The organism is Lamprobacter modestohalophilus, assembly GCF_016583905.1.
GTDB classification, from domain to species: domain Bacteria; phylum Pseudomonadota; class Gammaproteobacteria; order Chromatiales; family Chromatiaceae; genus Lamprobacter; species Lamprobacter modestohalophilus.
Map to the genome: position 1 here is coordinate 235,335 of NZ_NRRY01000003.1, position 19,158 is coordinate 254,492.

17 protein-coding genes are annotated in these 19,158 nt (G+C 63.0%); 9 read left to right on the forward strand and 8 right to left on the reverse strand.

The features are described from left to right. Positions 1-109: 109 nt before the first annotated feature. Complete coding sequence (gene hemP / locus CKO42_RS03255; protein ID WP_200238687.1) at positions 110-280, reverse strand: hemin uptake protein HemP; 171 nt, start codon at positions 278-280, stop codon at positions 110-112. A gap of 167 nt (positions 281-447) precedes the next feature. Here hemP and cobF point away from each other — a divergent pair, with 167 nt between their 5' ends. Continuing rightward, on the forward strand, positions 448-1,215 hold the full coding sequence (gene cobF, locus CKO42_RS03260) for a precorrin-6A synthase (deacetylating) (protein WP_200238690.1): 768 nt from the start codon (positions 448-450) through the stop codon (positions 1,213-1,215). Positions 1,216-1,410: 195 nt separating this feature from the next. Here the strand turns inward: cobF and cobM are convergent, their stop codons facing one another. Further along, the gene (gene cobM / locus CKO42_RS03265) at positions 1,411-2,196 is read right to left on the reverse strand and encodes a precorrin-4 C(11)-methyltransferase (RefSeq protein WP_200238693.1); all 786 of its coding nucleotides are present in this window, start codon (positions 2,194-2,196) and stop codon (positions 1,411-1,413) included. 412 nt (positions 2,197-2,608) lie between these two features. Between cobM and CKO42_RS03270 the strand changes: the two genes are divergently transcribed. The 3 genes from CKO42_RS03270 to CKO42_RS03280 all read left to right on the forward strand — a co-directional run bounded on the left by CKO42_RS03270 (position 2,609) and on the right by CKO42_RS03280 (position 6,742). After that, positions 2,609-4,333 carry an FAD-binding protein gene (locus tag CKO42_RS03270; RefSeq protein WP_242479074.1) on the forward strand — a complete coding sequence of 575 codons (1,725 nt, stop codon included), beginning with the start codon at positions 2,609-2,611 and terminating at the stop codon, positions 4,331-4,333. Between the two features lie 31 nt (positions 4,334-4,364). Continuing rightward, a complete protein-coding gene (gene tcuB, locus CKO42_RS03275; protein ID WP_242479075.1) occupies positions 4,365-5,603 on the forward strand; it encodes a tricarballylate utilization 4Fe-4S protein TcuB in 1,239 nt (412 codons plus the stop codon). A 422-nt stretch (positions 5,604-6,025) separates the two neighbouring features. Further along, positions 6,026-6,742, forward strand: coding sequence for a cobalt-precorrin-6A reductase (locus CKO42_RS03280; RefSeq protein ID WP_242479076.1), 717 nt, complete (start codon positions 6,026-6,028; stop codon positions 6,740-6,742). Here CKO42_RS03280 and lldD read toward each other — a convergent pair. The 6 genes from lldD to CKO42_RS03310 form a co-directional block, all read right to left on the reverse strand. Continuing rightward, complete coding sequence (gene lldD, locus CKO42_RS03285) at positions 6,693-7,886, reverse strand: FMN-dependent L-lactate dehydrogenase LldD (protein WP_200238699.1); 1,194 nt, start codon at positions 7,884-7,886, stop codon at positions 6,693-6,695. The two genes, CKO42_RS03280 and lldD, sit on opposite strands and share 50 nt — an antisense overlap. Before the next feature lie 99 nt (positions 7,887-7,985). Next, a complete protein-coding gene (gene cobJ, locus CKO42_RS03290) occupies positions 7,986-8,789 on the reverse strand; it encodes a precorrin-3B C(17)-methyltransferase (RefSeq protein WP_200238702.1) in 804 nt (267 codons plus the stop codon). Positions 8,790-8,981: 192 nt separating this feature from the next. Next, positions 8,982-9,833 (reverse strand): precorrin-2 C(20)-methyltransferase, encoded by an 852-nt coding sequence (locus CKO42_RS03295; protein WP_338034835.1) that lies wholly within the window; start codon positions 9,831-9,833, stop codon positions 8,982-8,984. Continuing rightward, positions 9,833-10,456, reverse strand: a complete 624-nt coding sequence (locus CKO42_RS03300) for a precorrin-8X methylmutase (RefSeq protein ID WP_200238707.1) — start codon at positions 10,454-10,456, stop codon at positions 9,833-9,835. Before CKO42_RS03300 ends, CKO42_RS03295 begins: the two co-directional genes overlap by 1 nt. A 223-nt stretch (positions 10,457-10,679) precedes the next feature. Continuing rightward, positions 10,680-11,651, reverse strand: a complete 972-nt coding sequence (locus tag CKO42_RS03305; protein WP_420844258.1) for a sigma-54 interaction domain-containing protein — start codon at positions 11,649-11,651, stop codon at positions 10,680-10,682. Between the two features lie 64 nt (positions 11,652-11,715). After that, positions 11,716-12,399 carry an urease accessory protein UreH domain-containing protein gene (locus tag CKO42_RS03310; protein WP_200238715.1) on the reverse strand — a complete coding sequence of 228 codons (684 nt, stop codon included), beginning with the start codon at positions 12,397-12,399 and terminating at the stop codon, positions 11,716-11,718. 468 nt (positions 12,400-12,867) lie between these two features. Between CKO42_RS03310 and CKO42_RS03315 the strand changes: the two genes are divergently transcribed. The 5 genes from CKO42_RS03315 to CKO42_RS03335 all read left to right on the forward strand — a co-directional run bounded on the left by CKO42_RS03315 (position 12,868) and on the right by CKO42_RS03335 (position 19,156). Continuing rightward, complete coding sequence (locus tag CKO42_RS03315) at positions 12,868-15,141, forward strand: TonB-dependent receptor (RefSeq protein WP_200238720.1); 2,274 nt, start codon at positions 12,868-12,870, stop codon at positions 15,139-15,141. A gap of 27 nt (positions 15,142-15,168) precedes the next feature. Beyond that, on the forward strand, positions 15,169-15,621 hold the full coding sequence (locus CKO42_RS03320; protein WP_200238723.1) for a DsrE family protein: 453 nt from the start codon (positions 15,169-15,171) through the stop codon (positions 15,619-15,621). A gap of 259 nt (positions 15,622-15,880) precedes the next feature. Beyond that, entirely contained in the window at positions 15,881-16,198 is a 318-nt protein-coding gene (locus CKO42_RS03325) for an ArsR/SmtB family transcription factor (protein ID WP_322829025.1), read from the forward strand. A 72-nt stretch (positions 16,199-16,270) separates the two neighbouring features. Then, entirely contained in the window at positions 16,271-16,630 is a 360-nt protein-coding gene (locus tag CKO42_RS03330; RefSeq protein WP_200239541.1) for a hypothetical protein, read from the forward strand. A gap of 264 nt (positions 16,631-16,894) precedes the next feature. After that, the gene (locus CKO42_RS03335; protein ID WP_200238733.1) at positions 16,895-19,156 is read left to right on the forward strand and encodes a bifunctional diguanylate cyclase/phosphodiesterase; all 2,262 of its coding nucleotides are present in this window, start codon (positions 16,895-16,897) and stop codon (positions 19,154-19,156) included. The last annotated feature ends 2 nt before the right edge of the window (positions 19,157-19,158 follow it).

A 19,158-nucleotide genomic window follows, 5' to 3' on the forward strand; every position in this document is an offset into this window, starting at 1 on the left:
AGATGGTGTTGATCGTTCCAACACAGGATTTTCCGGCCTGTGTCCACCTGTGCCCGAGAGCGCTCGGGCCGCTGATCAGCGCCGCCTGACCGCCGACCCGAACGTCTGGCTACTTGACCAGAATCAGCTTGTCATTGCGAGTCAGCAGTAGGGTGTAGCTTGCGTCGCCATGCTCGATGACGACCCGACGGCTGCCTTGCAATAGTTGCTCGCTGTGCAGACGACGTTCTTGTGCCGACGAGGCGCCGGTGGCGATCTTGTCGGAGGATTGAGGATGCATGCGTGGGCTCATGATCACCTCTGGTGGTGGATGCGCTGGGAGTGAAATGGCTCGCCGAGGGTTGCTTGGCAATCTCTACACTGCTGATGCTAGCGAGCTTGCTACGCTTTTGCAATACAAATGCGAGTGACTAGCATTACGAATATTCCTGAGCCGGAGGCGACGCCTTGAAGACCTTGACCTTGATCGGGATTGGACCCGGTGGGCCTGAATACCTGACCCTACAGGCTATCGAGGCCATGCGTCGCGTGGATGTCTTTTTCATGCTCGAGAAAGAGGGGCGCGGCAAGGAAGAGCTGTTGGAGATTCGGCGCCGCATCATGGATCGCTACCTCGAGCCCGGCCGCTACCGGGTCGTCACCGCAAGCAGCCCGCCGCGGAGCACGGCTGAGGGGTATCGGCAGGGTGTCGCCGCCTGGCATGCCGAGAAGCGCGCGCTCTTCGTCGAGTTCTTCGAGCGGGAGCTCGCAGAGGGCCAGTGCGGCGCCTTTCTGATTTGGGGTGACCCGGCGCTCTATGATCAAACGGTGAGCCTGATCAGCGCCATCGACGCCGCGGCTCCGGATCGCTATGCGCTCGAGGTGATTCCAGGCATCACCGCCGTACAGGCGCTGACTGCCCAGCATCGCATTCCCCTCAACCGCGTTGGTGAGGCGATCAACATCACCACGGGTCGGCAGATGGCGCAGTGCGATCCGAGCGGCGTGAACAATGCCTTCGTGATGCTCGATGGTGAGGAGACGTTTCAACGCTTTACCGGCCAGAACATGGACATCTACTGGGGCGCCTATCTTGGCACCGATGACGAGCTGCTCATCGCGGGTGACCTGGATGCGGTACTTGGTGAGCTGCTGCAGACCAGGCGCCGTGCGCGTGAGCGCAAGGGCTGGATCATGGATACCTATCTGCTAAGCCGCCGTCTACGCGACGACTGATCGGCCGAGCGCAAGGGCTGTCGACATCGGCGAGCGGTGATAGCCGCGCACCTGTTCGTCGAGTATGACCGTCTGCTCCTGTGCGGGAACCATGGTGGCTGACGGACAGGCTGTCAGGAAATTCGTATCGGTGCGCCAGTACGCCAAATCGAATGCTATGGAGCGGGCTGCTGCTGATCGGCAGCCCTGCTTCAGTCAATCGCTGCTTGTCTGCGCCGGACGAAACCGGCGCGGGAAGTTGGCGTCGTAGAGTTTCGAGGTCTTGGCCTCGGTCAACGCGCGTGCTCCCAAGGCTGGGCTCGCCAGGATCATCGCCTGACGCTCGATGCCGGCCGCTTGGCAGCGCGTGGCGATGTCGACCAAGGTGCCGCGCAAGACCTGTTCCTCGCCCGGCCAGGTCGCCTTGTAGACGACGACGATCGGTGCCGATTCAGCCCAGCCGGCGCCGATGAGGGTCTCGGCGACATGCGCGATGCGATCGATCGCCAGGAAGATACAGAGGCTGCATCGATGCGCGGCCAGTGACGCCAGGGATTCGGTCTCCGGCATCTTGGTGCGTCCGGCCAGGCGGGTGAAGATGACGCTCTGGGTCACCTCCGGTAGTGTCAGACATTCACCAGCCGCCGCCGCCGAGGCCATGGCTGAGGAGACGCCGGGGACGATGCCGATCGGGATCTGGGCGCGATCCAGCGGACGCGCGAGCTCGGCGAGTGCGCCGTAGAGGGTTGGATCACCGGTCTGCAGCCGGACCACGGTCTGATGCCGGGCTGCGCGCTCGAGCAGCCAGTCGGTGACCTGCTCGAGATCCATCGACTTGGAATCGGCGATCTCGCAGTCGGCCGAGGCCCACTGCAAGGCGGTCTCGGCGACCAGCGAGCCGGCATAAAGGATGGCGCCAGCCTCAGCCAAGAGCCGCGTGCCACGCACGGTGATCAGATCCGGCGCGCCTGGGCCGGCACCGACGAACCAGACCTTACCCATGCGGGTTTCCCCCTTGAGGTAGGGCTGGGCATAACCTGGACTGTACGGGTGTGCTCAACGAGGAGAGTATCCTGTGGGCGCAGTAGATGAAGATCCAGGCGCCGTTGGAGCCTCTACTCAACGAGGAGAGCGTCTTGTAACCGTTCTTGGAGCGGGTGAGCGTGATCGAGGGAATGAGCGTCATGAGGTAAGGAAACCAACAGCAAGTTTGAGCCACGGCTGCTTTGAGCCAAAGATGAACAAGCGATCGATACAGATGATCGATACAGCGCGCAGAAGAGAGGCGCAGGATCTCGCAGCGCAGTTTCAGCTGATCGTCGGATCGGATCAACCGATAAACCGCCGAGCCATGGGATTCTGAGTGAGCGGTCCATCAGCCTGTCAAAGATGCTCATCCTGAAGGCCATCATCAATGCCGCAGCCTGATGTGCTCGTCGTCGGCGGCGGTGCCGCAGCGATTTGTGCCGCGATCACGGCGCGTCGCGCGGGTGCCTCGGTGCTGCTGCTCGAGCGCGCACCGGCAGGAGAGCGCGGTGGCAACAGCCGACATTCACGCAATTTCCGCTATGTACATGAGGGGCCGTCACCGTTCTCGGCCGGCCCTTATCCTGAGACTGAGTTTCGCAGCGATCTCGCGCGGGTTACTGGCAGCGATCAAGACCCAGCGCTGTTGCGCCTGTTGATTGAGCGCTCGGCCGATCTGCCCGACTGGCTGCTTGGCGCCGGCGTGCAGTTGCAGCCGGTTGCAGGCGGTGGCCTGCCTCGCTCCCGCAAGACTGCCTTCCTGCTCGGCGGTGGCAAGACGATGCTCAATGCCCTTTACGCAACCGCTGCGCGGTTGGGCGTGGATATCTGCTACAGCGCCAACGTCGAGTCGCTTTTCCTCGACAGCGGCTCAGTGCAAGCGGTGCATTATCATCTTCAAAAACCGAATCAGGTTGCAGGACAGGTTGCAGGACAGGTTGCAGGACAGGTTGCAGGACAGGTTGCAGGACAGGTTGCAGGACAGGTTGCAGGACAGGTTGCAGGACAGGTTGCAAGACAAGAAGCAAAACAGCATCCAAACAGTCGCTTTAAAAGTCAGTTGGAACAAGCGCAGCGGTTTCACCAATCGAGCCTCATCGGAGAGCAGGGTGGGCCTCGAGCGGCGGAGCAAGCTGCAGCGCAAGCAGGTGTGAAAGGTACAGTGCAAGCAGGTACACAAGGTACAATGCAAGCAGGTACACAAGGTACAGTGCAAGCAGGTACGCAAAGTCCAGCGCACTGGGCAGCGCTGAGCAGCTGGCAAGGAGACCTGCGACCCCTGGAAGGCTCCGGCTCCCAAGAGCGGCAGCGCAACGAAAACCTTCAGATTGTCCATCCTGGGGCCACCATCCTCTGCTCGGGCGGTGCGCAAGCCGATCGGGTGTGGCTGCGAACGCACTGCGGCGCCTGCGCCGATGGCTTCATCAACCGCGGTACTCCGTATGCGACCAGCATCGTGCTCTGCAGCCTGCTGGGCCAGGGCGTTGCGGCGGTGGGCGACCCAGCAACCGCCTATCTGGTCGCAGTCGATGCCCGCTCACCGGCCGATGACGGCGGCATCGTGACCCGGGTGCGCTCGATGCATGCCGGTATCGTTGTCGATCGCTATGGCGAGCGGTACTATGACGAACGCGCGGATACGGCCTCCACGCGCTACTCGGCCTGGGGCCAACGTCTTGCCAATTTCCCGGGGCAGATCGGCTATCTGATTCTCGACCGGCAGGGGCTGCAGGTCGAGGCGCCGTCGTTCTATCCACCGATCAGCGCTCCTCGCATTGGTGACCTAGCTCAACAGCTCGGTATCCCAGCGGCTGCGCTCGAGCAGACACTGGACACCTACAATGCCGCGGTGCGACCGCTCGAGCCACCCTTTTTCGCCTATCCGATGCGCCCTGGCATCACCTTCACCTATCACGGCGTCGCCGTTGATGCCTCGCTGCGCGTCTGTCATCAAGAACATGGCCCGATCGACAATCTGTTCGCGGCCGGGATGCTGATGGCGCCGAACCTGCTCAGTCGCGGCTATCTCTCCGGCCTGGCCCTGATGATCGGGCTGGCGACTGGACGTGCGGCTGGGGAAGGCGCGGCACGTAGCGCCATCTGCGGTATATAGGTGGATGAGAGAGACAGCAGCAGTGAGGAAAATGGCTGATCCTGCGGCGGTGATTGAGGCGGCGGCAAGCCACCGGGTCGATTCAGCGATGACTGTGGAGAGGGTGGACCGGGCCGCTCAATCGTCTGCCGTGGAGCAGCCGCAGCCAACTGCCAAGGCCGAGGCCCGGCGCGCGCTGCATCTCTGTAACGTCTGCGGCTACTGCAACGGTCTCTGCCCGGTCTTCGACGCCGCAAAACGGCGCCCGCTGCTGGCCGCTGGGGATCTGGACCAGCTCGCCAATCTTTGCCATCACTGCCGCAGCTGCCTCTACGCCTGCCAGTACGCACCGCCGCATCCATTTGCGCTCAATGTCCCGCGCGCGCTGGCTCGGACCCGCGCCGACAGCTATGCAAGGCATGCCTGGCCGCAACCCTTGGCAAGGCTGTTCGCGAATCCGCATCGGGCGGCGCTGTTGGCCTCGCTGATCACGACCCTGCCGTTACTGATGCTGGTGCTGATCAGCGTTCCCGTGGATCAGGTCTGGGCGGTGCATCAGGGGCCGGGGGCCTTCTATCAGGTGCTGCCCTGGGGCTGGATGGTGCTGCTTGCCGGGTTTTCGCTAGGCTGGTCGTTACTCGCGCTTGGGGTAGGGATGGGCCGGTTCTGGCGGGCGAGCGTCGGGACTCGGGCGAGCACGGGGACCGGTGACCATGCACTGCTGCCTCAGAGACGGCGACTCTCAGCGCTGAAAACCGTCTTGTCGGAGACATTAGCACTGAGCCATCTGCGAGGCGGCGGTGCTGGCTGTGCGGATCTTGACGCCAAGCCCTCGCACTGGCGCCGCCGTTGGCACCATGCGCTCTTTTATGGCTTTCTGCTCAGCTTCGCGGCCACCGTTGCGGCGACCCTCTACCATCATCTGCTCGGATGCCTGGCGCCATATCCATTTTGGAGCGCTCCGGTGCTGCTCGGCAGCGTCGGCGGGCTGCTGATGCTGATGGGGGTGATGGGTCTTGGATGGCTGGGGGCACGCGCTGATCCGGAGCCCAATACGCCCGACACCCAAAGCGCCAATCAGGCGCTCTTATGGCTGCTCGGCGCCGTCGCCCTCAGTGGGCTGCTGTTGTTGCTTTGGCGCGAGACGGCGGCGATGGCACTGCTGCTGATCCTGCACCTCGGGCTGGTGCTGGCGCTCTTTCTGCTGCTGCCCTATAGCAAGCTGGTGCATGCTCCCTATCGGCTGGCCGCGCTCTGGCGCGATGCGCTAGAACGGCAACAGCGGGGATAGTCGCAGTGACAACAGTAAGAAACTGTCCACCAATTTCCTCCCGATTTGGCACCTCTGTAGGGCGACCATCGGGAAGTTAAAAGTAGACAGCCACTAAGGACAGCATAATTATGAACAGCATTCTCATCCTTGGCGGCACGACGGAGGGCTATGCGCTTGCCGAGGCCTTGAGCGGTTCAACCACGCCTGGCAGATCAACCGCGTTGGGCAGATTGAATGCGGATATATCAGATCGCAGGCTAGTCTCCAAGCCCAATCGGGCTCCGCCAGCCGCGCATCGGCAAGCATGGCCACCCGGTCAGCCCAGTCAGCCCGGTCAGCCCGGTCAGTCCATGCAGCCCAGTCAGCCCATGCAGCCCAGTCAGCCCATGCAGCCCAGTCAGCCCATGCAGCCCAGTCAGCCCATACAGCCCAGTCAGCCCATGCAGCCAACGCCGCGAGCGCTCGACCCTGCTCGCTGGCGCGTGATCAGCTCGCTCGCCGGTCGCACCAGCTGCCCGCGGCTGCCTGCGGGTGAGACCCGCATCGGTGGCTTTGGTGGGGTTGCCGGGCTGGTCGATTATCTGCGCGAGCAACGGATCGCGGCCGTCATCGATGCCACCCATCCGTTTGCCGCGACCATGGGCTGGCACGCGGCTGAGGCTTGCCAGGCGCTCCGTCTACCATTATTGCGGCTGGAGCGACCCGCGTGGCAGCCCGAGCCCGGTGATCGCTGGCACCCGGTGACGGACTGGAACAGTGCTTGCGAAACGCTGCAGGAGCTTGGGGCGCGCCGCGTGCTGCTTGCGCTCGGACGCCAGGATCTCCAGCCTTTTGTCGATCTGACGGCGGTCCATTTCCTGATCCGTTGCGTCAGCCCACTAGAGCCGCTGCCAGCCTTCGTCAACGCTGAGCTACTGCTCGCGCGCGGCCCCTTCGACCTGGCCAGCGAGCGGGCACTGCTCGACGCACATCGCATCGACGCCATCGTCTGCAAGAACAGCGGCGGCGAGGCGACGGCAGCCAAGCTCATCGCCGCGCGCGAGCGCGAGATCCCCGTCCTGATCCGACAGCGCCCACCACGCCCGGCACTGCCGAGCTGCGCCGATGTCAGCAGCGCAGGAGACTGGCTGGCGCAGGTGTTGGAGGCGGAGCAGTAGACCGCCAGGGCTTACTCACCAGCGCATCACGATCGATCTCGGCGATCGTCTTCGCGCCAGTCAGCGTCATGGCGACCTGCATCTCCTTGGCGAACAGATCCAGCAGGTTCTCGACCCCTGCCTGACCGGCCGCACCCAGGGCATAGACGAAGGCACGACCCAGCAGCACGGTATCGGCGCCCAACGCGATCATGCGCAGCACATCCAGACCATTGCGCACACCGGAATCGGCCAGGATCTTCAGCTCCCCCTGAACCGCATCCACGATGGGTGGCAGCGCGCGCACCGTGGACGGCACGCCATCGAGCTGACGTCCACCGTGGTTGGACACGATGATGCCATCGGCGCCGAACTTGACCGCATCCTTGGCGTCTTCCGGGTCCAGAATGCCCTTGATCACCATTGGCCCCGTCCAGACGTCGCGAATCCATTCCAGATCCTTCCACGAGATCGACGGATCGAAGTTCGCTGCCAGCCAACCGATGTAGTCCTCCAGCGTAGTCGTCTTGCCGCGATACCTCGAGATATTGCCCAGATCATGCGGGCGCCCCCAGAAGCCGACATCCCAGGACCAGCGCGGATGGGTCATCGCCTGCCGATACCGTCGCATGGCGGCCATCGGGCCACTCATGCCGGAGTGTGCATCGCGGTAACGAGCGCCCGGCGTCGGCATGTCGACGGTGAACACCAGCACGGAGCAACCTGCAGCCTGGGCGCGTTCCAGCGCGTTCTTCATGAAGCCGCGATCCCGCAGCACATAGAGCTGGAACCACAACGGGCGATCGATGGCGGGGGCGACCTCCTCGATCGGACAGACCGAGACAGTGGACAGCGTAAAGGGGATGCCCTTATTCGCCGCCGCCTTCGCCGCCTGAACCTCGCCACGCCGCGCATACATCCCGGTCAGACCGACCGGCCCCAGCGCCACGGGCATCGACAAGGTCTCGCCGAACAACTCCGTGGCCAGACTGAGATCCGCCATGTTGCGCAGGATGCGCTGACGCAGCGCGATGCCAGAGAGGTCCGCCACATTGCGCCGCAGCGTCTCCTCTGCGTAAGCACCGCCATCGAGGTAGTGGAAGAGGAACGGGGGCAGACGACGCTTGGCTGCAGCACGGTAGTCAGTGGGTGCGGAAATGATCATGCGGAGAGGAAAACCGTTACGGTCGACTGCTGCGATACCTGTTTGTGGATGGTTAGCCGAGGTTGCATGGATTGTAAGTTCAACTTACAAATGGTGAATCTATCCCGCTTCCGGATACCAGCGCGGCGTATAGACCCAACGCCGGCCCGCGGCGGCTTCGATGATGCGGGTCTGCGAAGAGCCGATGATGATGACCGTGCGCATATCCACTTGCGCCGGATCGACCTCGGCCAGGGGCGTGACGATGACCTGCTCGTCGGTGCGACCGATCGACCGGCCCAAGATCACTGGGGTCTCGGGCGTACGATGCTCACGCAGTAGCGCTAAGGCCTCGTTGAACTGATGCGGCCGAGCGTGTGAGCCCGGGTTGTAGAGCGCAATCACCAGATCGGCCTCGGCGGCCAGCTGTAAACGGCGCGCGATCACCGACCAAGGCTTGAGGTTGTCGGACAGCGACAGGGTGCAGAAGTCGTGCCCGAGCGGTGCGCCGATTCGGGCGGCGGCGGCCTGGGCGGCCGAGATGCCGGGGATGATCTGCAGATCGATGGTGCCCCAAGCCGGGTCGTTGGCCTGCTCCAGCGCCTCCATCACCGCCGTCGCCATGGCGAAGACGCCCGGATCACCGGAGGAGACGATGACGACGCGGCCGCCAGCTGCGGCGAGCTGGAAGGCGTGGCGAGCGCGTTCCAGCTCAACCCGATTGTCGGAGTCGTGGACGCGTTGATCATCCCGGAATGGACCCGCGAGCTGGAGATAGGTGCGATAGCCGATGATGTCCTCGGCTTCGCTCAGGGCCGCGCGCGCGGCAGGTGCGAGTAATGCGGGGTCACCAGGACCGAGCCCGATCACACGTAGCCAGCCTTCCGAGTTGGGCTTAGCGCGGTTTTGCTGCTCAAGTTGCATTGCGTCGGTCAGTTTGCATTCTGTTGGTCAATCTTTCGTTCGGATGTTCAGCTGGGCGCTGATCCACGCACCTCAGAGCATCGATCCTGGGCGTGGCTGGAATGTTCAATGGCGAGTGGCGAGTGGCGAGTGGCGAGTGTGCAGTGGACTTAGGGGTGGCCTGGGGTTGGCTGTTGCTGGGGCTGCATGCTCTCATGCGGCTTGCCAGCGCTCTCCTGGTACCAAGATCATTGAGAAATAGGGCACCTGCGTGGGGTCGACCTCGGCCAGCGGGCGAATCTGCTCGTTGGTCATGGTTGCGCGCTCGACATAGAGCGCCCGATCACCCAGCCCAAGCGCCATGATGACCCGTCGCACCTTCTCGAAGTTGCTGCCCAGCTTCATGATGGCGGCTGCCTGAGCGTTGGCGAGCATCCGCTCCAAATCCGCCTCGGGCAGGGTGCCGGCTAGTACCAGCAGGGTCTGATCACGGTAGACCAGCGGCGTTTGCAGCACCGAGGCACTGGCGACCACCGAGCAGACACCGGGCACGACCTCGGTCTCGAAGCGATCGGCGAGGCGGTCGTGCAGGTACATGAAGGAGCCATAGAACAGCGGATCACCCTCACAGAGCGCGGCGACATCGCGCCCGGCGCGGAGATGCTCGGCGACACGCTCGGCGGAGGCGTCGTAGAAGGCGCGCATGGTGCCTTCGTAGTCGAACGGCGGTGGTGGCGGGCGGCCGGTGACCGGATAGATCAGCGGCAAACGTTGCTGATCCTCGCGCAGCCAGGATTCGATACTGGTCAGTGCATTGCCGCGCTTGCGGGGGCCAGCATAGTAGGCGATCACCTCGGACTCGCGCAGCCGACGCAGGGCCTTGACGGTGATCAGCTCCGGATCGCCTGGGCCGACCCCGAGCCCAAACAGCCGGCCTGACTTCTCAGGGTCTTTTGGCTTCGTCTGCACCATTGGTTCGCTGCCTGCGGTGACGCGCTCAATGCCACCGACTGGGTCAGCGCCACCGACTGGCTCAGCGCCGACGACTGGATCAAAGGACGCCATCAGTGATCCTGCCCTAGCGCGTTGACGGCCGCGGCGGCCATGGCGCTGCCACCCCGACGGCCTTGCAGGGTGACGAACGGCACCCCGCGGCTGTCGGCCGCAAGCGCCTCCTTGGATTCAGCAGCGCCGACGAAGCCGACCGGGAAGCCGAGGATCAGCGCCGGTTTGGCGACGCCTTCATCGATCAGCTCGAGCAGCCGGAACAGCGCCGTGGGGGCATTGCCGATCACCACCAGCGCGCCTTCGAGCCGTGGGCGCCACAGCTCGAGCGCGGCGGCGGTGCGGGTGTTGCCGATCTGTTTGGCCAGCGCCGGTACCTGCGGGTCGGAGAGCGTGCAGATCACCTCATTATCGGCTGGCAGCCGGGCGCGGGTGATGCCCTCGGCCGACATGCGCCCATCGCAGAGGATCGGCGCGCCGGCGGCGAGTGCCTCGCGTCCAGCCGTGCCAGCACCGGCCGAGAAGCGTAGGTCATCGATCACATCCGGCATGCCGCAGGCATGGGCGACGCGCACCGCCAGCGCCTTCAGATCAGGCGGGATGCGGCTGAGATCGGCCTCGCGGCGGATGATAGCGAAGGAGTCGCGGTAGATGGCGTGAGCGTCGCGGTTATAGTCGTACATCAGAGGTTCTAGCTGCGGCACGGCGAGCAAGGTGGCGGTCACTTGCTGCCAAGGCCAAACCCTCAAGATTAACCCGAGCCCGTCGCTGGGGCTAGGTCCGCGATCAGCGGATCGGCTCGCCTGGCGCTCTTTGGTCAAGGCTCTGAGTGCAGAGCTTGCCGCGGTGACCTTGCTCTAGAACGGCGAGCCGATCTCGACGCGCTGGTGCTCACAGGCCAAGGACTCACCCAATGGCGTACTTCTTCAACCGATACAGCAAGGTGTCGCGGGTGATGCCAAGCAGGTTTGCCGCATGCGAGCGATTCCCACCAGTACGCGCCAAGGCCTGGCGGATCAGGTCGACCTCGAGCTGATGCATGACAAGGCCCTCCTTGGGGAGGCGCAGGCCTTGCTGTGAATCGGTCCGCTCGAGGCTTGGCATGTGCATCGGCATGCGCATCTCTAAAGGAAGATTCGTTGGCTCGATACGCTGACCGGGGAACAGGATCGTCATGCGGATCGCGAGATTGCGCAGCTCGCGCACATTGCCCGGCCAGTCATGCTGGCGCAGCAGCTTCAGGCTAGGCTGACTGAATGTCGGCGGCCTGAGGCGATGGGTCTCGGCCGCTTCATCGACGAAGCGCTGCAACAGTGTCGGGATCTCTTCTCGGCGCTCACGCAGCGGTGGCAGCACCAGCGGCACGATATTCAAACGGTAGAGCAGATCCTGGCGAAAGCGTCCGGTCTCGGCCTCGTTGGAAAGGTTGCGGTTGGTGGCTGCGATGATGCGGACATCAACGAAAACTGGCTGCACCTCTCCCAGGGGTAAGCATTCGCCGCATTCCAGGAACCGCAGCAGCTTGGCTTGTGACCCGATCGGAAATTCGCCGATCTCGTCTAGGAATAGGGTTCCGCCCGTGGCGGCGCGGATGTAACCGCAATGGTCCCTGTCGGCCCCGGTAAAGGCGCCCTTGCGATAGCCGAACAAGAGCGAGTCGGCCAGCTGCTCGGTCAGCGATGCGCAGTTGATGGAGAGAAAGCTGGCCTCGGAGCGCGGGCTCTGCGCATGCATCGCGCGGGCAATCAGCTCCTTGCCGGTGCCGCTCTCGCCGCAGATGAGTGTGGTGACATCGGTCGCGGCCACCAGGCGCGCTGCGTTGGTGATCTCGAGGAATGCGGGGCTTGTGTCGCGCGTCAGGTCGTCGAAGGTCATCATGCACTCAGTCCTGCCGGGGACTGAGCCCCACCGATAGTGGAGCATAGCAAGCACCTGCTCAGCCTCAAAACCAGTCTCCTCCGACGAGGAGGCCGACGAGACCGATGAGCGACAGCAACAGACCCGCCGCTGCCCGCCAAGCGGGACGCCGCGCAAGCCCGGCGATCCAGCCTACGAATGAGCCCAAACCCAGGATCGCCGGCAGCGTGCCCAGTCCGAACAGGCTCATCATCAGCACGCCCTGCAGTGGATCATCGGCAGCCAGGGTTAACAACAGCGCGTAATAGACCAGGCCGCAGGGAAGCCAGCCCCAGACCATCCCGTAGAGAAAAGCCTGCCGGCGTGAGCGCATCGGCAGCAAGCGACGTTGCAGCGGCTCGAGGCGTCGCCAGGCCGGTGCGCCAAGCCGATCCATCTGTTTGAGGCGCGGGAACCAGCCTGTGAGGTAGAGACCGGTCAGGATCACGATCAGCGCCGCCAGTCCGCGCAGGATGTCGTGCATAGAGGGAGCGAGCGGATTCTGCGCGATGGCCGAACCCAGCAACCCGCCGAGGCCGCCGGCCAGACTGTAGCTCAGGATGCGCCCCAGGCTCAGTGCGACCAGGAATCCGGCCAGGTGCAGCGGGTTGCGGCGGCACTCCGTGGGCAGGCTCAGCGCCAGGGCGCCCGCGATCGGCCCACACATCGCCACGCAGTGCACAGACCCGAACAGGCCCATCAAAAGGAACAGACCGAGCGAGGGCTCCACCTTAGCTCCGGTTGGCGGCTCGAGCCGAGTGGCTGGAGTCGGTCCGGCGATAGCAGGGGCGATAGCAGGGGCGATAGCAGGGCATCTTCAGCGTCCTGCTTCCATCCGGCTGCCGTCCTGAGCGCCATGACGCAGACTCAGTTCAGCTGGAAACTGTGTGAAATGCCGGCTTTTGCTGTGTGAGCTGACCACGATCAGCGATCGCCTCCGCGTGTCATCCTGCGTAACCCTTTGTTTTAAATAAGAGGGAAAACATGGCGCAGCAAGTGCTTAGGCATTCGCCGGCTGCTCGATGATTCAACGTTGCTGCGCCGATTTGTCTGCCCTGGGGCGCGCGAGCTGAGCATGCCGGCGTCCCAAGAATCCTGTTCGATCGATGACATCACAATGCATAACCGTCTCCAGCTCGTTGTCGCAGGTCTTGCCCTTGTCGCCACCCCCATCCTGTCGGCGCAAACAGCTTCTGAGATGGACGCGCCTGCACTCCTTAAGCCGATTCTGGTGATCGCCCCTGAGGAGCCTCCCGTCGGCCGTTCGTTCAGTTTCGGCCCGAGCGCGATCGCGCCGCAGCGCGCACGTACCAGCGACACCGCCAAACTGCTGACTGGCTTGCCGGGTGTCAGTGCCTATGGCGCCGGCGGCGTCTCCAGCCTGCCGGTCATCCGGGGTCTGGCGGATGAGCGTCTGCGCACCACAGTGGATGGAATGGACTTGGTTGCCTCCTGTCCTAACCACATGAATTCGCCGCTGTCCTACATCGATCCGACCGCGGTGGCCAGCGTCGAGGTCTTTGCCGGCGTCACCCCGGTCAGCGTTGGCGGCGACAGCATTGGCGGCACCATCCTCGTCGAGTCTGCGCCGCCCGCCTTTGCCGAGTCCGGGGAGCGACTGGTCGAAGGAGAGATGGGCGCCTTCTACCGCAGCAATGGTGAAAACTGGGGTGGCAATCTATCCGCAACGGTCGCCAGCGAGCAGCTGAGCCTCAACTATACGGGTGCTTACACACAAGCCGACAACTATCGCGCTGGTGGTAACTTCAAGGACTACGATTTCACCGGTCGAGGGGGCCATACCCTGGATCGCGACGAGGTTGGCTCCACCGCTTACGAGGCCAGCAACCAGTCGCTGACTCTGGCTTGGACCGATGGGCGCAGGCTGCTTGATCTGAGCTACGACCACCAGGATATCCCCTACGAGGGCTTTCCGAACCAACGGATGGAGATGACGAGCGATCAGAGCGACCAGTTCAACCTGGGATATGCCAGTGAGCTGGCCTGGGGAAGGCTCAACGCACGCCTCTACTACCAGCAGACGCAGCACGAGATGGACTTCGGCGACGACAAGCGCTTCTGGTACGGGCCCGGGCAGCCGCCGCTGGGCTCCGGCGGCAATACCGCCCTGAACGGCATACCCTGCTCGCCGATAGCGGGTCTCAGGATGGTCAACGGCATGATGGTCGGCTGTGCGGCGGGCATGCCGATGGAGACCGACAGCAACAACCTTGGTTTCAGGGTCGACGCTGAGATCCCGGTCGGCCAGGACGACCTGCTGCGCGTCGGCGCCGACTACCAGCGTTATCGCCTCGATGATTGGTGGTCACCGTCCGGGGCGGGCATGTGGCCCTATACCTTCGACAATATCAATGATGGTCAGCGCGATCGTTACGCGGCGTTTGGCGAATGGGAGCTCACGAAGGGACGCTGGACCCACCTCCTTGGCCTCCGCTTCGAGGCAGTCAAGATGGACGCCGGCCCCGTGAGCGGCTACAACCTGGCGACGCCGCCGACGAGCGGGACCGGCGGCCCCGGCAACCAAACCCGCGATGCAGCGCTGTTCAACAGCCGCTCCCGTTCCAAGACCGATCACAACTGGGACATCGCTTGGCTCGCGCGCTTCACACCGGACGCCATGCAGCGCTACGAGATTGGACTGGGGCAGAAGACCCGCTCGCCCAACCTCTACGAGCGCTATACCTGGTCGACCTGGCAGATGGCCGCGCTGATGAACAACTTCGTCGGCGACGGCAATGGCTATATCGGCAACCTCGACCTGAAGCCGGAGGTGGCGCGCACGCTGAGCATCACCGCCGACTGGCATGATGCCGACGAGCAACGCTGGGGTCTCAGGATTACCCCCTACTATAGCTATGTGCAGGACTACATCGACGCTGTGCAGTGGGATTCAGCGACCAATGCCCCGCGAAGGGTGCCGGTGGTGGACGATTTCACGGTGCTCAAATACGCCAATCAATCGGCCCAGCTCTATGGCGTCGACCTCTCCGCGGACCTCCTGCTGGCGAGCGGTACGCCCTATGGTGCATTCAGCGCGCAGCTAGCGGCGAGCTACACGCGCGGCAAGAATGAGGACACCGGGGACAATCTCTACAACATCATGCCGCTGAATGCGACATTGATCCTGACCCAGACCAAGGGCCGGTGGCAGAATGCCCTGGAAGGCGAGTTTGTCGCGGCCAAGGACGACGTCTCGCAGGTACGCAACGAGATCGAGACGGACGGTTATGCGCTGCTGCACCTCCGCAGCCGCTATCAGACCCAGCGCTGGACCCTGGAGCTGGGGGTCGAGAACCTCTTCGACCGCTTCTACGACTTGCCCTTGGGCGGCGCCTATGTTGGCCAGGGCACCACCATGACCATTCCGCCGGCGCCGAATCAGCCGCAGTGGGGCACCGCTGTGCCGGGCCCGGGTCGCTCGCTGTATGCGGCGTTAAGCTACCGCTTCTGATCACCTTAACCAACCGGAGATTGAGCGATGAAGAATCGGTTCTTGCTGACATGTATCCTGTTGCTGTCGTTGACGGGCTTGTCTTGGAACGCCCAGGCCGAGGAGGCCAAAGGCGGGCTGTTCGTCAACCTGACCACCGATGACACCTGGGCGGCGGCCAAGGCGATCCAGTTTGCGCACGAGAAGGTCTTGAAGCGCGGCCATACCCCTGTGGCGATCTGGCTCAATGTGCGCGGGATCTACCTGGCCGACAAGAAGCGGCCATCCCACGTCCACGGTCTGATGAAGGAGCAGGGCAGGTCCATTCAAGACATGCTGCAGGCGTTTGCGAAGGACGGTGGTCTGGTCATCGCCTGCGCCGCCTGCTCCAAGGCGGCTGGCCTCACCGAAGATGACTTCATCGCAGGCGTCCAGATGGGGAATCCGGACCTGGTCCTCGGGATCTTGTTCGATCCAACGGTGAAGACGCTTTCCTGGTAATCGGCTCAGATGGCCGGCCCAGGGGGGCCGGCTTAGATGAGTGGTTGAGATAAGCGGTTGAGATAAGCGGTTGAGATGAGCGGTTGAGATGAGCGGTTGAGATGAGCGGTTGAGATGGCCGGCTTGGTGACGATCGGAGCGGCCGATCGCATCGCGTTGACACAAGACAAGCGGCTTTCGATTGACTGGCTTGACTGAGGCTTGGTTGGCTTCTAGCCTATAGATGAACAGTTATTCAACTGTTTTAGGAGTCTGCGCTGTGTCAGCCGAGCTAAATCTTGAGCAACGCCGGGCGCTGGCCGAAATGTTCGCCCTGTTGGGTGATCCAACACGGCTCGGCATCGTTCTGCGCTGTCGCCATCAACGCCGCTCGGTTTCCGAGATCGCCGATGCCAGCAGCCTGTCGATGTCACTGGTCAGCCATCACTTGCGTCTGCTACGCACTGCCGCGTTGCTCAAGGTGGAGCGAGAAGGGCGCCACGCGTACTACTCCGTCGCCGATGCCCATGTCGAACACATGCTCGATGACATGGTCGGTCATGTCCGACACACCAATGACGCCTCGGGCAGCGATTGAATGCCTGCAGGTCTTGTCCCGGTTGGTGTATCGGCGCGACAACCTGAAACTGCCTCAATCGGAGCGCTATCGATGAGCCAAGACTGCCATTCCCATCCCCATCACGACCATCACCATGGCCCTGGTTGCGGCCATCAGGCCCTGCAGCACGAAGACCACGTCGACTACCTGCATGATGGCCATCTGCATCATCCGCATGAGGTCGACGGTCTGGTTCACTACGATGAGCACGTCATCGCCATCAGCGCAACCAATCCCGACGGCTGCGAGCACCGGCTCACCGCTTGCCAGGAAGACGGCCACGTGCACGGGCCCGGCTGTGGTCATGAGGCGGTGCCGCACGGCGATCACGTCGATTACATCGTTGATGGTCGGCTGCATAATCCGCACGGCGACCACTGCGACGATCATGGTCCGGTGACGTTGCTCTAGAACGGCGAGCTGTTCTCGACGCACTGGCTGCTAGGCCGAGTCATCATCCGGTGAGGTCGGCGCAGCGGGGCACTGCTGCGCTGGGCCTGATCGTTCGCTGTCCGCGACGTTAAGCGATTGTTTCCGAAAACCTTAACTAACCGGTAGATTGAGCGATGAAGAATCGGTTCTTGCTGACGACTGTCTAACTGTTCTTCGAGATCGAGCAGCTATGGTAGGGTGCGATTGGTCGAACAGCACGTCGTTTGAGGGATTAGAGTAACCATGCCGCATGATCCGTCGAGCCAGGACAAGCTTGCGGAGCTGACTGGGCTCCTTGAGCTCATGACGGCAATCCTGAGGCGCTTCGCCGGGCTCGGCGATCAGGCGATCGATGCCGGTATCGACGAGGCACTCGCCTCGATCGGCCATTTCGCCGGCGTTGATCGCAGCTACATGTTTCTGGTCGATGGCGAATACCTGAACAATAGCCACGAATGGTGCGCACCAGGCATCACCCCAGAGATCCATGTCCTCCAGCAGGTGCCTTGGGAGACGATTCATTGGTGGCGGCCACGCCTTGAGTCTGGTGAGTCGATCTACATCCCATCGGTTGCAGACCTGCCAGAGACGCGCATTGCCGAGCGCGAACTGCTTGGTAGCCAGGGCATCCGATCGCTGATCGTGGTGCCCCTGATGGGCCCAGACCAGATCAAGGGCTTCATCGGCTTCGATTCAGTGCGGGAGCACCGCACTTGGTCCGAGCAAGCCATACTGCTCTTGCGGGCGATCGCGGATGTAATCATCGGCAGTCTTTTGAGGCGTGATGCGCTGAAGGCCCTGCATCAGAGCGAGCAGCGGTTCAGTACCTTGGTTCGGCGTGCCTCCGACGTGGTCATGATCCTCGGTGACGATAGCTGCCTGCGCTATCTGGGCCCCTCGGCCTGCCAGATCCTGGGCTGGGACGAACAGCTGGCACCGGCGACCCGCTATCTAGATGCCGTGCATCCAGACGAGCGCGAACGGGTGCATGACGCCTTGAAACGTGCCGTTGTTCTGCCTGGAGAGCATGTCGACATTGCCGACCACCGTCTACGCTGTGGTGACGAGAACTATATCTGGTGTCAGGCAACGGCAACCGATCTCAGCGCCGATCCCAACATCCGCGGCATCGTCATCAATGCGCACGATATTTCCAGGCGCAAAGAGGCCGAGCAGACCCTGCGCCACCGCGCCATGCACGACTCCTTGACCGCGTTGCCGAACCGCGTCCTGCTCAACGATCGACTCAACCAACTCCTGCTCCAAGCGCAGCGCTTCGGTCATCAGGTCGGTGTGCTGTTCATCGATATCGACAGCTTCAAGCTGATCAATGACGCCATCGGCCATCATGCCGGTGACCAGCTCTTGGTCGACGCCGCCCAGCGTCTGCAGCATCATCTCGTCCTAGGTGACAGCATCGCCCGCTTCGGCGGCGACGAGTTTGTCGTGCTGTTGCAGGGAGAGAAACGCTCGCAAGAGGCCATGCTGATCGAGGCGGAACGCTTAATCGAGGTGTTTACTCCTCCATTCATTGTTGAGGGTCGCGAGTATCTGATCACCGCAAGCGCTGGCATCGTGATCAGCGATGGCTTCAACAGCCCTGGCGACCTATTACGCGACGCCGACGCGGCGATGTATGTGGCTAAAGAGCGCGGTGGCGCCCGGGTCCAATGCTTCGATGCAGCGCTGCGGACGCGCTTGTTGGAGCGAATCAGCATCGCCCATGACCTGCGCGATTGCGAATCGCGCGGCGAGCTCAGGGTCCAGTACCAGCCCCTGTTGACCGCCAGTGGCCGACGGCTGGTGGGTGCGGAAGCGCTGCTACGCTGGGAGCATCCAACACGCGGTCTCGTCTCGCCGGGCGACTTCATTCCGGTGGCCGAGGAGACGGGTCTCATCGTCCCAATCGGCACCTGGGTGCTCGATGAGTCCTTGAGGCAGTTACGCTGCTGGCTCGATGATCTCAATGACCCTGATGATCAAGCTGGTGATCAAGGCGACCTCTCGATCGCGGTGAATCTCTCATCGCTGCAGCTGCAGAGCCCTGGCATCGTAACGCTGGTCGAAGAGATGCTGCATCGACATCGTATCCCTCCGCATCTGCTCGTACTCGAGCTCACCGAGAGTATGGTCATGAATGACGCCGAGTCCTCGAACGGAACCTTGCACCAGCTGCGCGAGCTCGGAGTGGCGCTCGCTATCGATGACTTTGGCACCGGCTACTCCTCGCTCGCCTATCTGCGTCAGCTGCCGATCAACCTGCTCAAAATCGACCGTTCCTTTATCGAGGCGATGACCGACTCCGAGCGCGATCGTCGCGTCGTCGCGGTGATCTGCTCGCTCGGCCATGAGCTAGGGATGGAGACGATTGCCGAGGGCATCGAAACCGAGAGGCAGCTGGAGATGCTGCGCGGTATGCGCTGCGATCTGGTTCAGGGATTCCATCTCGGGCGCCCGACCACGCCTGAGGCGATCGCTAAGCTCCTTGCGCTCCGGCAGCGCTAACC

What these genes read in the sequence shown, in the direction of transcription:
- hemP (WP_200238687.1), bottom strand. Translation starts at nt 280, where the DNA reads ATGCATCCTCAATCCTCCGACAAGATCGCCACCGGCGCCTCGTCGGCA.
- cobM (WP_200238693.1), bottom strand. Translation starts at nt 2,196, where the DNA reads ATGGGTAAGGTCTGGTTCGTCGGTGCCGGCCCAGGCGCGCCGGATCTG.
- CKO42_RS03270 (WP_242479074.1), top strand. Translation starts at nt 2,609, where the DNA reads ATGCCGCAGCCTGATGTGCTCGTCGTCGGCGGCGGTGCCGCAGCGATT.
- tcuB (WP_242479075.1), top strand. Translation starts at nt 4,365, where the DNA reads ATGGCTGATCCTGCGGCGGTGATTGAGGCGGCGGCAAGCCACCGGGTC.
- CKO42_RS03280 (WP_242479076.1), top strand. Translation starts at nt 6,026, where the DNA reads ATGCAGCCAACGCCGCGAGCGCTCGACCCTGCTCGCTGGCGCGTGATC.
- lldD (WP_200238699.1), bottom strand. Translation starts at nt 7,886, where the DNA reads ATGATCATTTCCGCACCCACTGACTACCGTGCTGCAGCCAAGCGTCGT.
- cobJ (WP_200238702.1), bottom strand. Translation starts at nt 8,789, where the DNA reads ATGCAACTTGAGCAGCAAAACCGCGCTAAGCCCAACTCGGAAGGCTGG.
- CKO42_RS03295 (WP_338034835.1), bottom strand. Translation starts at nt 9,833, where the DNA reads ATGGCGTCCTTTGATCCAGTCGTCGGCGCTGAGCCAGTCGGTGGCGCT.
- CKO42_RS03300 (WP_200238707.1), bottom strand. Translation starts at nt 10,456, where the DNA reads ATGTACGACTATAACCGCGACGCTCACGCCATCTACCGCGACTCCTTC.
- CKO42_RS03305 (WP_420844258.1), bottom strand. Translation starts at nt 11,651, where the DNA reads ATGATGACCTTCGACGACCTGACGCGCGACACAAGCCCCGCATTCCTC.
- CKO42_RS03315 (WP_200238720.1), top strand. Translation starts at nt 12,868, where the DNA reads ATGGACGCGCCTGCACTCCTTAAGCCGATTCTGGTGATCGCCCCTGAG.
- CKO42_RS03320 (WP_200238723.1), top strand. Translation starts at nt 15,169, where the DNA reads ATGAAGAATCGGTTCTTGCTGACATGTATCCTGTTGCTGTCGTTGACG.
- CKO42_RS03330 (WP_200239541.1), top strand. Translation starts at nt 16,271, where the DNA reads ATGAGCCAAGACTGCCATTCCCATCCCCATCACGACCATCACCATGGC.
- CKO42_RS03335 (WP_200238733.1), top strand. Translation starts at nt 16,895, where the DNA reads ATGCCGCATGATCCGTCGAGCCAGGACAAGCTTGCGGAGCTGACTGGG.